This is a genomic window from Corynebacterium jeikeium (genome assembly GCF_028609885.1).
Taxonomy (GTDB): domain Bacteria; phylum Actinomycetota; class Actinomycetes; order Mycobacteriales; family Mycobacteriaceae; genus Corynebacterium; species Corynebacterium jeikeium.
The window spans coordinates 2,164,914-2,179,770 of the sequence record NZ_CP063195.1; the positions used below are offsets into that span (position 1 = coordinate 2,164,914).

The following is a 14,857-nucleotide window of genomic DNA, read 5'->3' on the forward strand; positions in this document are numbered from 1 at the left end:
AATCAGACGCGGATGGCGGACGTCGGGCTAGGTGTCAGCCAACCTCAAGCGGAGCACGGCTCGGGAAAATCAGCCTGCGATCAGGTGCGAAGAATCCCGATGTTGCTCGGAGCGGAGATCTTCATCCGCCGGCGCACGATGCGTGCGTTGCTGACCCGTGATGGCCTCCACCAGTTCCCCGGAGCGGGTCGCGATGTTGGAGAGCAACGTGGAACCGAGTCCATGCGTGGCCTCAGTTGCTCCCTGCACGAAGAGTCCTGGCACGCGCTCGCCATTGAGCACGGCGCCGTAATCCCTAGTGACGGTGAATTCTTCACTGCCGTGACTATCAGCGTGAATCCCCGCAAGACCGCGAGATCGGAAGCCCGTGGCGCACACCACCACGTCAAAGTTTTCTGTCACCACGTCTCCGGTTACTCGGTGGCGAATGTCCACGTCGACGCTGCCGTCGGAACAATTACGCGCACCGAGCACCTCCGTGGTCCGGCGAATATCGAGCCGCTGACGCCCGGTGACGCTTTCCCGATACTGACGGTCGTGGAGCTCATCGAGGAGCTCAGATTCCACGCAGGCGTAATTGGTGTACCGGTGGCGGATCAACAGCTCGTTGCGGATCGCATCGGGCGCATGGAAGAAGTCATCAACGGCCTCCGGGTCGAACACCCGATTGGCGAAGGGGCTGTCATCGGCGGGGATGAAGCCGTAGCTGTTCAAGCTGCCCGTGACGGTATCGATATGCGGGCAATCGTGGAAGTACCGGATGGCCTCGGCTGCGGACTGGCCCGCGCCGATCACCAAAGCTCGGCGGATATCCCACCCACTGTTCAGCAGCTTCTTGGTGCGCGGGAGCAAATCGATGTTGTGGAAGATGCGCGAGGTGTCCAAGGAGCTGTCCTCTGCCCACGCAGGCATCTTGGCTTCCAGCCCGCGGGCAACCACCACGTTGCGGCAGCGAATGGACTCCGACTGCTGAGCTCGCTGCCCTTCGGACTCACCGCTTCCTAACTTCCTGCGGACGTGCACCACAAAACGAGCTCCGTCTGCGGCCAGTTCCGGAAGCGTCTCGATGGACGTCACGGTGGTGTTGTACTGCGTGTCCACGGTGATGTGATCCGCGATCCATCGGAGGTAATCGGCGAATTCCACGCGTTCCGGGGTGAAGGTTTGGCGGTTAATGAAATCAATCAAGCGGTCGCTGTGATGCAAGTAGTTGATGAAGCTGAAGCGGCTCTGCGGATTGCGCACCGTAACCAGGTCTTTAAGGAAGCTGATCTGCATGTTGGATCCTTCGAGGAGCATGCCTGGGTGCCAGTTGAATTCCGGGCGGGCTTCCACAAAGAGTGCATCGAGTTCTGGAGCTTGCTCTTCGATAGCTACCGCGAGCCCGAGGTTTCCGGGGCCGATGCCGATCCCGACGATGTCGCGGACGGAATTTTCGTGGGTACTGCGCTCTGCGGATGTCTGAGCTTGACGATCGATGATGGTCACTATGGCCTCTCTGTAGGATGCGCCAACCAACTTCTTAGGGTAGGCAATGCAAAGGGTAGGCTAACCTATCTTCTATTGCTCAACAACCCCCTAGCGGGAATTGCTCACCCCGCGTCCGCAAACTCCCAGCTAGAGGCTTCACATCAACTACGTCCTCGGCTACCGACTGGAAGGCCCTCCCCACACACAGGACCACCGTGGTACGCCCGCGGCGAATATCTCTCACCGCACGCGCCACTTTCATGCCCGTCATTGAATCCACTGACGAGACCGGATCAACCATCACCAACATCTCCGGCTCAGCCAGTAGCGCTCGTGCCAATCCCAGCCGCTGCCGCTGACCACCGGAAAGATTGCGCGCACCTTCGGTCAGCTCGTGATCCAATACCCCGGCTGAATGAGCCGCCCCCGGCGCCAGTTCATCGAGCCCTAAGGCGTTAAGAATGTCTACTGCATCCTCCGCCCTGCCCTCTCCAGAGCTCCGCAGCACCGCCTGCCCCACTGTGTCCCCAAACAATGCCGGCTTCCGAGGCTCGGCAAGCACAGCGGAACGCACATCGTCTACCGAGATCTCGCAAATATCGCGCCCCCGGATCCACAGTTGTTGAGTTTGTGGCCTAGTCAGGGAGCCAAGCTCCATCGACTCCCCCGCGACCAACGCATCCACCAGAGCATCTGCCCATGCGGCTGAACAGTGCACCACCGTCAGTCGCCCCTCTGCGAACGCCACGGAAGCCTGCTCTGATCCCTCGACCTCGCCGTCTCCTTCGGCCTCACCGTCTCCACCGCGCATGGAAATGGCAGGCGTGCCAATCTGAGCAGATGGCACGCCCTGCCCCTCACGCAGCCGCTGAGCTTCCGCCACGCGCTGCAGCCTCCGAACGGAAGCCCTCGCCAATCCAATGAAGCGCGGCATTCTGCTGCACTGCCGCATCGGCTCCGCGATAAATTGTGACAGCGCCACCACGGTGACCAACTCCCCCAACGTCACATCGCCGGAAATGGTTCGATAGCCCGCGTACAGGCCCACCGCACTCAGCAACAGCACATTGCTGCCCATCGCCACGGCTTCATAACCTCCGCTGACCCACGCGAGCTTCCGAGCATCCGCACACGCCTCTTCAGATTTACGCGCATATCCACGGTAGGCCGGATGCGCGCCAGCCACTCCCGAGATCACCGGCAGCCCCTGCAGAATGTCGGTCATGCGCGCGGTCACTCGCGCGAGCAGAGTTTGTTGCCGCTCCGCGCGGCGTTCAATGATCTGAGACAGCCGGTGCAGGACTATCAACACCACCGCGCTGAGCACCAACACCACCACTCCCAGTGGCAGATCAATCAGCGCCAGAACAATCGTGCAGAAAATGGCTCCCACCAGCGCACTGATCCCCACCGGGACCACTTCGATGATGTCTACCGCCTGCACCACGTCTTCACCCACCACCGTGGGCAATTCCTGGCGAGGCAGACTGTCCGCATCGTCGGAATGCCCACCATGGCTCACCACCTGCGAGGTGATGCCTGCCCGCAATTCACATACGTTCCGAGCCGACGTAGCCTGCAGTATCCGGAACCCTGTCTGCCAGCTCACAGACACCGTCGCCAGCGTAGCGCCTAAGGCTGCGATTCCACCCACCAGGTGCCACACATTCTCGCTAGCGATAAGACTGTGCGCCAACCATCCCAGTAACACCGCAATCATGGCTTCTGCCACGTGGTAGATGCTCAGCAACAAGCCACTCAGAGCCATCGCGCGAGAATTTTTTCTGACCAGCCCGCGCAGCGTCACCACCTTGTTGTCAGACACGCGCCTGCCTCCCCTGCTCATTCCAGGCGGTCCACATATCGGCATATGTTCCGTTTCTTGCTGCCAGCTCCTCGTGCGTACCTGTTTCCACCACGCGCCCGCGCTCCATCACCACCACGCTATCGGCGGAGGTTGCTTGGCTGAGCCGGTGCGCAATCACCATCGCCGTCCGTCCGCGGATCGCCGCGCGGGCAGCGTCCTCCAAGGACATCGAAAAGGCCTCGTGTGATTGCTGTGTTTCCTCGAGGTCACCGTCATCTTCGGCCGTTGATTCGTCAAGAATGACGACGCCAGCCCGAGACAATGCCACCCTGGCCAGCGCCAGACGCTGTGCCGCCACCGCATCTACGTGCAGGCCCCCTTCGCCCAGCATTGTGTCTAAGCCCTGCTTGTCGCCATGGGACAAGGATGTGCACCAATCTTCCGCACCGGTTCGGCGCAGCGCATCCCATATTTCTGCGTCGCTGGCACCTTCGGCTGCCAGCAGGAGATTATCGCGCAAACTCATCGCGAAGACGTAGTTTTCCTGGGAGGCAACGCAAAAGATCGAGCTTCTTTCTTGCGCACTCATTCCCACCACGTCGCACCCCCCAACGGTGATCACACCCGGCTCTGCCATCTCGAGGGTTCCAGAGACAATTTCCGCAACCGTGGACTTGCCAGCTCCCGATCCGCCGACCACGCATACCGTGCACCCCGCAGGGATGTGGAACGCCAAGTCATGCAAGATCTCTGGGCCATCCTCGTACCGATAATTCAGGCCCTTGACCTCTACAGCTGGACTCTGCCGATGCGAGGAGTAGTCATCAATCGGCTGTGGCGTATCCGCACCCGCGGAGCGAATGAGTCCCACGATGCGCCCCAAGGCCGCCCCGCTGCGCTGCAGTTCATCAAAGGTGAACAGAATCGTGCCGATCGGCACGAACTGACGGTGGAACAGAATCAACGCTGCCGAGATCTCGCCCACCGTCACCGCATCTTCGCGGAAGAGCAACCAGCCTACGACAGACAGGGCTGACAACCCCATGAACTCCGCGAAGTTCTCCCGCGCCACCAGCCCGGAAAACACACGAAACGCAGCGATTGATTCGTCCCGCGAAGCCTGCGCGTAGCGCCTGGTGAGACCTTGGCGGCTATCCACCAGCCGATGCGAACGAACCGAACGAATGCCCTCCATAGAACCTTGCAAGGAACCGATGACACCGGCTTCTAATTCGCGTTGGCGTCGATACAAAGGGGCAGAACGAGGAAGATACCATCGCAACCCCAGCGCATAGAACGGAATCCCGCACAGCCCCGCCAACGCGAGGCGCCAATCCAACCCCGCTATTCCAGCGCTGGCCACCACGACCATCACCAGCGCGCTGAGGGTCGATGGAACCGACTTGCGGGCACTGCTCACCAGCGCGGCGACATCCGCACCAACTCGGCCCAGCACCTCTCCCCGGCCCAGGGACTCCACCGTGGTGGAAGGCAGATTCAGCACCGCGGCGACGGCGCGCTCACGCAACTTCGCAACTACCTGGGCAATCGTCACACCCGTCAGCGCCTCCGCAAGGCCAGCGACAACGGCAGTACCAACACACGCCACGGCAGCCCACACAATCACCTTCAGCACGCCAGACTTGCCGTCACCGGCGGCTACCGCATCGATGACGCTGGCCAGCAGATAAATGGGCACCAGAGAGAGCAAGGCACCGGCGAAAGTGAACAGCACCGCACTAATTGCTGGAGTTGCGGTGCGACGGAGCAGGCGGCCAATCTCCGCAGCGGACTCACCAGGCAAAGCAGTGGGAAGTACGGCACTCACTTAAGCGTGAGACTTTCCTGCCGGTTGCAAGGTGGTCCACTCGCGGTCGATGAACTCCATCGCCTCGTCCCGCGATACCCCGCCGTCTACGCCACGGGAAGGGTCTCCCAGAGCCACGGTCCATCCGTCTGGCACGGCGGCGAACGTAGGCCACAACGAGTACTGTCCCTCGTCGTTGATAAGGGCGAAGAAGCTGCCCTGTTCGTCATCAAACGGGTTGCTAGACAACACGCGCTCCTTGTCTCATGATGCGGAAATAACGGGTTTATGGGCTGCGTTGGCCAAAGTGGTGGCACAAGTGCAGCAAGCGTGAATTAACTTAGCATAACCTAATATGCAGCTTTTGAGGGTTAAGTAAAGAAAAGTGTGTCCGCATGCCGAGAGTGTCTGATGGTTTGTGTGTGGGTACCTAACCCGCATAAGGAGATGGACCAGAATGACTACTGTGGCACGACGAGATCCGGCTGATAAGGCCAAAATTGATGCGATTGAAAAGAAGCTGCTTGCTAACCCTGAAATCGCGAAGCTGATTGATGACCTAGGCACGTCTACAACGGATGCCAATGACCTAGTTCGCGGCATGTTGCAGGCCTCGATTACCAGGGGACTCAACGCTGAAATGGATGCCTACCTGGGCTACGAGTCTGGCGACAGGAGCGCTAAAGCTGCTGCTGGGACAGACAATTACCGCAACGGATCGTATCCAAAGACCGTGGATTCTAACTACGGGCCAGTGACCGTTGATGTCCCGAGAGATCGGGCTGGAACATTCTTGCCGACTATGGTTCCTAAAGGTTCTAGGCGCTTGACTGATGTCGATGACATGATCGTCAGCTTGTACGCCGGGGGGATGACAATTAGGGACATCCAGCACCATATGGCAACTGCGATGCGGGTTGATATTTCCCATGAGACGATTTCCGCAGTCACCGATGCCGTCCTCGATGAGGTCATGATCTGGCAAAACCGCCAGCTAGACGAGTTCTACCCGGTCATTTTCCTGGATGCGTTGCGCATTAAAGTCCGCGACGGTGGCCGAGTAGTCAACAAGTCCGCGTACATGGCAATCGGCGTGGACCTGGACGGCATCAAGCACATTTTGGGATTGTGGATCGCCAAAGAAGAAGGCGCTTCATTTTGGGCGCAGGTATGCGCCAATCTTTCCAATCGTGGGGTCAAAGACGTCTTTATCGTCTGCTGTGACGGGCTTAAAGGCCTACCAGAAGCAGTCGAGGCAACTTGGCCGAACTCGATGGTGCAAACCTGTATCGTGCACCTGATTCGTGCAGCTAACCGATGGGTAGGCTACGGGGATCGCCGGGGCGTATCAGCCGCGTTGAAAAAGATTTACACCGCTGCGGACGAGTCCACAGCTCAGGCTGCCTTAGACGAATTTGAAGCCTCTGAATTGGGAGAAAAGTATCCACGCTCAGTCAAGGTCTGGCGAGATGCATGGCAGCGTTTCGTACCGTTTCTGCAGTTCCCACCAGCGGCCAGAAAGGTTATCTATACGACGAACTCGATTGAATCATTCAACAATGAACTGCGTAAAGCTACCCGCAACAGGGTGCAGTTTACCAACGATGAATCAGCGCTCAAGACGCTGTGGCTGATGATCTGCAATATCGAAGACAAACGCGCTGCAAAGAGAGCGAAGCAGGGCAAACGAGTCTCAGCGACAGCCGGCAGGCTCATGGAAGGAGCCCGAGTTTCTGGCTGGAAACAAGCTATAAACCAAATGGCCGTGGCCTACCCCGACCGCTTCGACAAATACCTATAAACCTAGCCCCACACACAAACAACTTGACACGCTCCATGCCACCATAACCCCAGACCACACACCACAAATCACCAAAGAATAGCTCCCCGAAAGCTATTACCCACACCATCCCGCACCTCCGGCCACATTTGTGCTAACCGCACACCGGTTGGATTAAAGGATGACCACCAACCGCCCCAGCTGCCCACTATGCGGCAACAACACAAAGAAAAACGGCACCACCAGCAAATCAACCACCCGTTGGCGCTGCACCCACTGCGGACACTCCTTTACCCGCAACACCCAAACCCACAACAAAAATACCGCCACCATGGCTTTGTTCATCCAATGGGCCACCGGCACCCAATCTCTAACCACCTTCGCCGCACACCATGGCGTAACCAGGCAAACCATGCACCACCGATTCCGATGGTGCTGGTGGATCATCCCCACACCCACCATCGACTCATTCCGCATCCATGACCAAATCTTCCTCGACGCGACCTATCTAAAGTCCGGATGCCTCCTGATCGCAGCCAGTAAAACCCACGTCGGGCCTGACCCCCGGAAAGTAGACACGTCGGGGGTTAGCTATGCTGCTTGGGTCAGTGTAGCTGATGTGAGTGCTTCGAAGTCATTGGGGGCTAGAAGGTTGCACCAGGAGTGCCGTCTGCGGGTGTTGTAGCGCATGCACCATCGAAAGACTTCCTGCCGGCAGATAATGGGATTATCAAAGACTTTCCGATCACGTAGCACTTCACGTTTTAAGGTGGCGTTAAATGATTCTGCCAGGGCATTATCGGCACTAGTTCCCACCGCGCCCATGGATTGGCGTACACCAAGTTGGGCGCAGTGGTCCCTAAACGCCTGTGAGGTGTACACACTTCCATGATCAGAATGGAAAATAGCCCCGTCAAGGCTTCCGCGGACTGTGCTGGCATGGGACAAAGCCTCGATGACCAGTGAGACACGCATGTGGTCTGCGAGTGCATAACCTGCAAGTCTTCGTGAATAGGTGTCAATGACCGTGGCCAGGTACATGTTCTTACCGCCCTTACACGGCAGGTAGGTGATGTCGCCTACATAAACACGGTTCGGCTCGTCAGCGGTGAATGTACGGCCTACTAAATCTGGCATGACACGGTGACCAGGCTTGCGCCGGGTGGTGATGCATCGACGCCGTTTGCTAAAGCCTTTTAGCCCCATGGATTTCATGATGCGCGCAACCTTCTTATGGTTGATCGGGCCGAAGTCCGTATCGTCGTTGAGGCTTGCAGCGATGCGTTTAGCACCATAAAGCCCGTTCTCATCATCAAAGATGGCCTTGATTCTTGCACCAATAAGGGCATCGGAACATATCTTTAACCTGCGATTTTCGTGGGTGTTGACCCATTTATAAAACGAGGAGCGATTGAGCTTTAACACATGGCACATCCGCTTGACCGAGTACTCGGTTCGGTGGTCATAGACAAACTGGAAGCGGATCACCAGCGTGTCTCTTCGGCAAAATATTTCGCGGCCTTGCGCAGAATATCGCGTTCTTCGCGCAGCTTCGCGTTCTCTTTTTCTAGCTGGCGGATTCGCTCGGAATCAGTCGTCTCCTTGGCGTTGTCGCGCATGGCCTTCGTGCGGGCACGTTTGCCGGTGCCGTATTGCTGAAGCCAGGAGAAAAGCGAGGAACGATTGACTCCAAGCTCTGCTGAAGCCGCGTGAAGTGAAAGGTCCTCATTGTTTTCATAGAGGGCCACAGCATCACGTTTGAACTGTTCGGAATACCTAGGCATGGTGGTAGATTACCTTTCTTCCCAACCCAACCGGGCTGGATATCAGGTGTCTACCAAACAGGGGTCAGGTCCAGACCAGACTCCATCAGAATCTCGACTATCGCACGCCTGCTGAGGTTGAGTCAGAGTTTTGGGCAACAAACCCGACCCAAGAAATAATAGAAATCAAGGCAAATGCCTAGGAACAAAACCCGGGGCACTTCACTTCATTTATGACGAAACGCGGTGCAGCTGGTGATCTAAAATCTCAACCTTCCCGTCTTGACCTGGTAGATCGATCCCTTCACTGGAGAAAGTGGTCACTCTAACCGCAGGCTTCAAACCAGTTATTGCTAAAGCAGACTCTCCGAGAGTTTCGTAACCTAGATCAAATCCCAATTAGGGCGCATCACGCTTGCAGTGCAGGGTGAACGACAAGACTCCTAATAAGAAAGCAGGAGATAGGATAGCGAACGCGGTTGCAAGCGCTGGATAGACACTAGTGGCCTCGCCCAACGATCTAGCCAGCAGCGAGTGGGAAGCCGCGAACGGAAGCCAAGGCGTTATAGCGTCGAACATTGGGATCTGCGCCAAGAGTTGTTCAATGAGTAACATCCAGGTGATCGGGGTCGCTACGGCTGCAGCTACAGAGCGCGTAATAACAGCGATAGAGGTAGCCATCGATGACCATACCAATACGATGCCCAAATAAAGCCCCCAATACGGTAGCGCTCCCACGCCTATTTCCAATCCATCTGGGTACAACATCCCAGCTAATAGGGCCAGCGGTATACCAATCGCAAATGCACAGACCAGAAAGACACCTTCGACGACATAGTGCGCCACCAAAGACAAATACCGAGAAGTTTGAGTGAGAAAAGCTATCGCTGTGGACCCAGATCGAATCTCGGTAGCTGTGTATGCCCCACTAAAGATTATCGCCAAAACATGAAATATGCTGATACATTTGCCAATATCACTGGCATCGATAGGTCCTTGGTATTCGGCATCATAGACTGCTGCCATGATGATGATCGGTCCGAAAAAACAGCCAAGAAGCATTACCGCATAGACACCCGTCGAGCGAAGAGAAATAAGACGGCGCAGTTCGGCGCGGAAAGCAGCAATCATGGTTGAAACCTTCTTGCGTTAAAGTCTGATGATGTGGCAGTAAGCTCTAGGAAGGCTTGTTGCAAAGTGGAAGTGCTAGAACCCAAGCTAGTGATAAGAATGTCCGCGTCGTGGCATTTACGAGACAGTGCCAATACATTTGGGATCCGTTGATTAAACGAGACTTCAAGCCCGTTTGGAAGCTTGTTGACATCGACACCCAAATTTCGTAACTCACCCATCAGACGAGAATCATCATTGGTAGCTATGATGGTGTTCTGGGAAGAATTAACGAAGTCTTTCATGTTCCATTCACCGAGAATGTGGCCTTGACCGATGATAAGGATCCGGTCGGCTAAGGTCTCGATTTCACTTAACAGATGTGAAGAGATGAATACCGCATGTCCCTGGGTAGCTAGATTCGTTAAGTAGGAACGCATCCACAGCATGCCTTCGGGGTCTAGGCCGTTCATTGGTTCATCTAGAATAAGATTCCGGGGGCGACCAAGCATTGCTGTCGCGATTCCGAGTCGTTGTTTCATTCCCAATGAGTATTTTCCCATGGGACGACGCGCAGCTGATGACATCCCCACCTCTTCCAAAACAGCATGAACTGCTGAACGAGGTAGCCCGGCTGATGCAGCAACAACTTCGAGGTGTGCTAAACCTGAACGTCCAGCATGAAACCATGATGTATCTAAAACTGCCCCAGCGGCTCTAGCCGGCTGCGCGTGTTGGGAAAGCTTGCGCCCGTCTATGAGAACATTGCCTGCGGTTGGGCAGTCTAGGCCAAGCATGCATCTCATAGTCGTAGATTTTCCTGCGCCATTGGGGCCTAGGAAACCTGTGATGGCGCCATCAGGGACAGTGAATGTGAGATCGTTGATAGCTGAGAATGTTCGATACTGTTTCGTTAGTCTGCTTACGGTAATCACGCTTGGCCGCCTTCGTGTCGAAGTCTGCTTTGTTCAGAGTTTGCAAAGCGAACCCAGACCGGGTGGAGCAAGACCACTACCAGACAAACTGTGACAACGCCTAAAGCCAGTCCGGATAACACATCATGGACGTAGTGCACCCCAGCTGCGACTCGGGAGCTGGCGATCACAATTGCCACAGGTACCACGATCCATTTAGTACGAGATAGCGCAAGAACGCAAGCTGTAGCAAATGCCGCGGCCAGCACTGAATGATTTGAAGGCCACGACCAATCACCTGGGTCTGGGCATGTGAGTGCGGTCGTGAGCATACTGCTTGCACATGGTCTCGGCTCGGAAACGAGAATCTTTATTCCTTCGCTCAGCAAATATGCGATGACAACACCGACTCCCGCACAAGCAAACACTGAAAGTCTTTCACGCGATCGAGCAAGACACCAGAGGCCGACAACTGTCGCTGTTGCCACTAGGATAAGCAGCCCTTTACTTGCTATGAGGGTGACCAGCGTTTCAAGGTGTATACGCGGAACCGTCGTAACGATCGACGAATATAGAAATTGTCGCTCAGGGAATGCGATAGCGGAGCCGATGAGTAGCGCGATAGTGACAATCCACGCCCATCCCATCCCCATCTTCAGTCCGGACCGTCTTGTTATTGATCTCGATATGTGTGTTTGGGTATCAATTTCGTTCATGGTTACTTACGCTATGGGGGTCTAATGGGCAACACATCTGCCGATGAGACATAGTTGTCTAAGCCTTTTGGCATAGAAATACTTCTCGAGTGCCTCCCTATCGGCAGTACTCTGAACGGTGATTATCAGGCATACTATGAATATGATTCTGCGTAATCGCGTAAATCCCCAGCGATTTTTGGAGATGGTTTGCGCTTTACTTTTTGGATTGATTGCAGCCGTTCCAGAGCCTGGCCTCCTAGAAGTTTCTTTTCTGACAGCATTAGGTGTAGGAATTGGAGCGATATCACGAGGTGTTAGCGTTGGGCTAGCAGGACTGGTCGTTTTGATAGTCACATGTGTGGCTAGAACTATTTGGCAGGACGGGCATTGGCTTTATCTGATGGGGGAACTGCCCCCATCAATACTCAGGGCGGGAATTCCCTGGCTGTGCATGGTAGCGGTGCGTCAGTATGTCAGTCTGGGCAAACGAGCTGAGCGGGAACGAGATCTACGAAGGCGCCAGTACGTAGCTAATCTTCAAAGTCAAGCATCTGTTGAGCGGCTTTCACTGGCCCAATCTTTGCACGATGAACTTGGCCATTCGCTCAGCCTTGTAGCTTTGAATCTCAGTCGCGTCGAACTGGATTCGGCTTTGCCCGAGAATCTTCGGAGCATCATCTCCTCTGCGCGCGAGGACCTTGGCAAAGCAGTCGAACAGTTGGGGGATTCAGTTGTTGCTCTCCGATTAGGTGCCAAGCCTGCCCCCGGGGCAACTGATTCTATCGAAGCGCTCATCAAACATGCTCAAAATGCAGGGGCATCCATCTTTGTTGATCCTTTACCTACCAGCATCTGTGCAGAAACAAGCGGCTACAAAGTTCTCTACCGTTTTCTCCAGGAGGCTATTACTAATTCGATGAAGCACGCACCGGGTGAAAACATTTTCATTCATCTAGTGGAAGTTGGAGAGGTCTTTCGAGCGCGAGTGGTTAATGCGACGACGGTTCAAGAGGTTGCGCATAGAAGCTCTGGTGTTGGTCTTTCAGCGCTTACTCGGGATCTTCGAGCCGGCGGCGGGGATCTAAAGGTCGATGCAACTAGGAGCACTTTTTCGGTCGAGGCGACGATTCCTCTACAAGTCGAGCAAAGTGTCCTGATCAATACTGAAGACCAGGAGTCTACTGCTTCTAATGAGATGGTTAACCCGGGCATCAGACATGCGCAGCAGCGGGTGGTGCTGTTGACCGCTTCCCTGATAGTTGCTGGATTGCTTGGCACTGAGGTGGCGTCTACGTTCCAGAAAAGTCGTGCGTTGCTTCCTCCGGAAGAGTTTGCAGGCATTACGGTGGGTAGTGATCAGGCAGAAATCGAACGTGTATTACCTGACCGAGAGGTTCCTCCTCGGCGGGGAGACCTTCCCATACCTGGGTGCCATTATTATGCAGTGACGGCACGTACTTTTGATGATTCTGCAGGAGATATTTACCGGGTTTGCTTCAAAGAGAATGTGGTGTCGTCGGTGGACTATCTTCGGGGAGAAGACAGATGAGTAGTAAAAAGCAGCCAGTGCGAGTCATGGTGGTCGACGATGATCCACTTATACAGGCTGGAATCAAGGGTGTGCTTGAATCTGACTCTTCCATCTTCGTGGTAGCTTCGGCATCCAGCGGTACTGAGGCCCTGGACTTGATTGACGCGTATCGACCGGATGTTTTACTTTTGGACATCCAGATGCCTGGTCTGACGGGTTTAGATGTGTTGCGAAAAGTTCGACAACGCCCACAGCGTCTAGCGTGCGTGATTGTCACTACTTTTGGTGAAGACGATTATGTGTTGGAAGCTGTTCGTTTTGATGCAGATGGTTTCGTACTAAAGGCGGGGGATCCGTCGCTTTTGCTTACTGCGGTTCATGCGGTTGCTGAGGGAGGGGCTTTTTTCTCCCCATCTGTGGCACGCAGGCTTCTTTCTCCTGAAAGGATTGCGCGTTATGCAGAAGTTCGAGCTGCTGTGGAGAAGTTTGGCCGTCTTACGTCTAGAGAGCAAGAGGTGTTGGTGCGGCTCAGTCGTGGCGCTACCAATTCGGAGATCGCGCAATCTATGCACTTAGCACCTGGGACAATCAAAGCTCATGTGTCCTCTATTCTGAGGACTACTGGCGCTCGTAACCGGGTAGAGGCTTCACTAATTGCCATCTATGCTAAAGAAAGTTCACTCTGAAACTAGACTCCCCACGATTCTTCTGAAGACTTAAGCACCACACGCATTCTCTGGAAAGACCGAGGTTTTGCAGTCTGCACAGGAATGCGCTTCGATTGGTTAGCGCGTCGACCGGCGGGTTCAAGCGGTGAATGCAACACCCGGGCCTGACCCCCGGAAAGTAGACACGTCGGGGGTTAGCTATGCTGCTTGGGTCAGTGTAGCTGATGTGAGTGCTTCGAAGTCATTGGGGGCTAGAAGGTTGCACCAGGAGTGCCGTCTGCGGGTGTTGTAGCGCATGCACCATCGAAAGACTTCCTGCCGGCAGATAATGGGATTATCAAAGACTTTCCGATCACGTAGCACTTCACGTTTTAAGGTGGCGTTAAATGATTCTGCCAGGGCATTATCGGCACTAGTTCCCACCGCGCCCATGGATTGGCGTACACCAAGTTGGGCGCAGTGGTCCCTAAACGCCTGTGAGGTGTACACACTTCCATGATCAGAATGGAAAATAGCCCCGTCAAGGCTTCCGCGGACTGTGCTGGCATGGGACAAAGCCTCGATGACCAGTGAGACACGCATGTGGTCTGCGAGTGCATAACCTGCAAGTTTTCGTGAATAGGTGTCAATGACCGTGGCCAGGTACATGTTCTTACCGCCCTTACACGGCAGGTAGGTGATGTCGCCTACATAAACACGGTTCGGCTCGTCAGCGGTGAATGTACGGCCTACTAAATCTGGCATGACACGGTGACCAGGCTTGCGCCGGGTGGTGATGCATCGACGCCGTTTGCTAAAGCCTTTTAGCCCCATGGATTTCATGATGCGCGCAACCTTCTTATGGTTGATCGGGCCGAAGTCCGTATCGTCGTTGAGGCTTGCAGCGATGCGTTTAGCACCATAAAGCCCGTTCTCATCATCAAAGATGGCCTTGATTCTTGCACCAATAAGGGCATCGGAACATATCTTTAACCTGCGATTTTCGTGGGTGTTGACCCATTTATAAAACGAGGAGCGATTGAGCTTTAACACATGGCACATCCGCTTGACCGAGTACTCGGTTCGGTGGTCATAGACAAACTGGAAGCGGATCACCAGCGTGTCTCTTCGGCAAAATATTTCGCGGCCTTGCGCAGAATATCGCGTTCTTCGCGCAGCTTCGCGTTCTCTTTTTCTAGCTGGCGGATTCGCTCGGAATCAGTCGTCTCCTTGGCGTTGTCGCGCATGGCCTTCGTGCGGGCACGTTTGCCGGTGCCGTATTGCTGGAGGGTGTCAGGAAGTTTGTGTGTGAGGCTCTGATCTAGAAGGA

The 14,857-nt window shown here is 55.1% G+C and carries 11 protein-coding genes and 2 pseudogenes; 4 read left to right on the forward strand and 9 right to left on the reverse strand.

The genetic code is table 11. From position 1 onward, the window contains the following. Positions 1–69 precede the first annotated feature (69 nt). The 4 genes from CJEIK_RS09685 to CJEIK_RS09700 form a co-directional block, all read right to left on the reverse strand. Positions 70–1,488 (reverse strand): lysine N(6)-hydroxylase/L-ornithine N(5)-oxygenase family protein, encoded by a 1,419-nt coding sequence (locus tag CJEIK_RS09685; RefSeq protein ID WP_011274124.1) that lies wholly within the window; start codon positions 1,486–1,488, stop codon positions 70–72. Between the two features lie 79 nt (positions 1,489–1,567). After that, a complete protein-coding gene (locus CJEIK_RS09690; RefSeq protein ID WP_011274125.1) occupies positions 1,568–3,295 on the reverse strand; it encodes an ABC transporter transmembrane domain-containing protein in 1,728 nt (575 codons plus the stop codon). After that, entirely contained in the window at positions 3,288–5,105 is a 1,818-nt protein-coding gene (locus tag CJEIK_RS09695; RefSeq protein WP_011274126.1) for an ABC transporter ATP-binding protein, read from the reverse strand. The genes CJEIK_RS09690 and CJEIK_RS09695 overlap by 8 nt, the downstream gene beginning before the upstream one ends. Then, a complete protein-coding gene (locus CJEIK_RS09700; RefSeq protein ID WP_011274127.1) occupies positions 5,106–5,333 on the reverse strand; it encodes an MbtH family protein in 228 nt (75 codons plus the stop codon). Between the two features lie 208 nt (positions 5,334–5,541). On the opposite strand from CJEIK_RS09700, the gene CJEIK_RS09705 reads away from it, so the two are divergent. Together CJEIK_RS09705 and CJEIK_RS09710 are read left to right on the forward strand one after the other, a co-directional pair. Beyond that, the gene (locus CJEIK_RS09705) at positions 5,542–6,885 is read left to right on the forward strand and encodes an IS256 family transposase (protein ID WP_005291904.1); all 1,344 of its coding nucleotides are present in this window, start codon (positions 5,542–5,544) and stop codon (positions 6,883–6,885) included. A gap of 160 nt (positions 6,886–7,045) precedes the next feature. Beyond that, positions 7,046–7,417: pseudogene (locus CJEIK_RS09710) on the forward strand (IS1/IS1595 family N-terminal zinc-binding domain-containing protein); the annotation flags it as partial. Positions 7,418–7,455: 38 nt separating this feature from the next. Here the strand turns inward: CJEIK_RS09710 and CJEIK_RS09715 are convergent. The 4 genes from CJEIK_RS09715 to CJEIK_RS09730 form a co-directional block, all read right to left on the reverse strand. After that, a protein-coding gene (locus tag CJEIK_RS09715) for an IS3 family transposase (RefSeq protein ID WP_370510474.1) occupies positions 7,456–8,648 on the reverse strand; the annotation gives its coding sequence in 2 pieces (ribosomal slippage) (positions 7,456–8,366 and positions 8,366–8,648; 1,194 coding nt in all). 378 nt (positions 8,649–9,026) lie between these two features. Further along, positions 9,027–9,758: an ABC transporter permease gene (locus CJEIK_RS09720; RefSeq protein WP_005291905.1), complete on the reverse strand. Its 732-nt coding sequence runs from the start codon at positions 9,756–9,758 to the stop codon at positions 9,027–9,029. Then, positions 9,755–10,672, reverse strand: a complete 918-nt coding sequence (locus CJEIK_RS09725; protein ID WP_034964029.1) for an ATP-binding cassette domain-containing protein — start codon at positions 10,670–10,672, stop codon at positions 9,755–9,757. Before CJEIK_RS09725 ends, CJEIK_RS09720 begins: the two co-directional genes overlap by 4 nt. After that, complete coding sequence (locus CJEIK_RS09730) at positions 10,669–11,367, reverse strand: phosphatase PAP2 family protein (RefSeq protein ID WP_316326026.1); 699 nt, start codon at positions 11,365–11,367, stop codon at positions 10,669–10,671. Before CJEIK_RS09730 ends, CJEIK_RS09725 begins: the two co-directional genes overlap by 4 nt. 142 nt (positions 11,368–11,509) lie before the next feature. Between CJEIK_RS09730 and CJEIK_RS09735 the strand changes: the two genes are divergently transcribed. Together CJEIK_RS09735 and CJEIK_RS09740 are read left to right on the forward strand one after the other, a co-directional pair. After that, entirely contained in the window at positions 11,510–12,898 is a 1,389-nt protein-coding gene (locus CJEIK_RS09735) for a sensor histidine kinase (RefSeq protein ID WP_005291911.1), read from the forward strand. After that, positions 12,895–13,566, forward strand: a complete 672-nt coding sequence (locus tag CJEIK_RS09740) for a response regulator (protein WP_034964032.1) — start codon at positions 12,895–12,897, stop codon at positions 13,564–13,566. Before CJEIK_RS09735 ends, CJEIK_RS09740 begins: the two co-directional genes overlap by 4 nt. Positions 13,567–13,746: 180 nt before the next feature. Here CJEIK_RS09740 and CJEIK_RS09745 read toward each other — a convergent pair. Then, positions 13,747–14,828, reverse strand: a pseudogene (locus tag CJEIK_RS09745) (IS3 family transposase); the annotation flags it as partial. Positions 14,829–14,857: the final 29 nt, after the last annotated feature.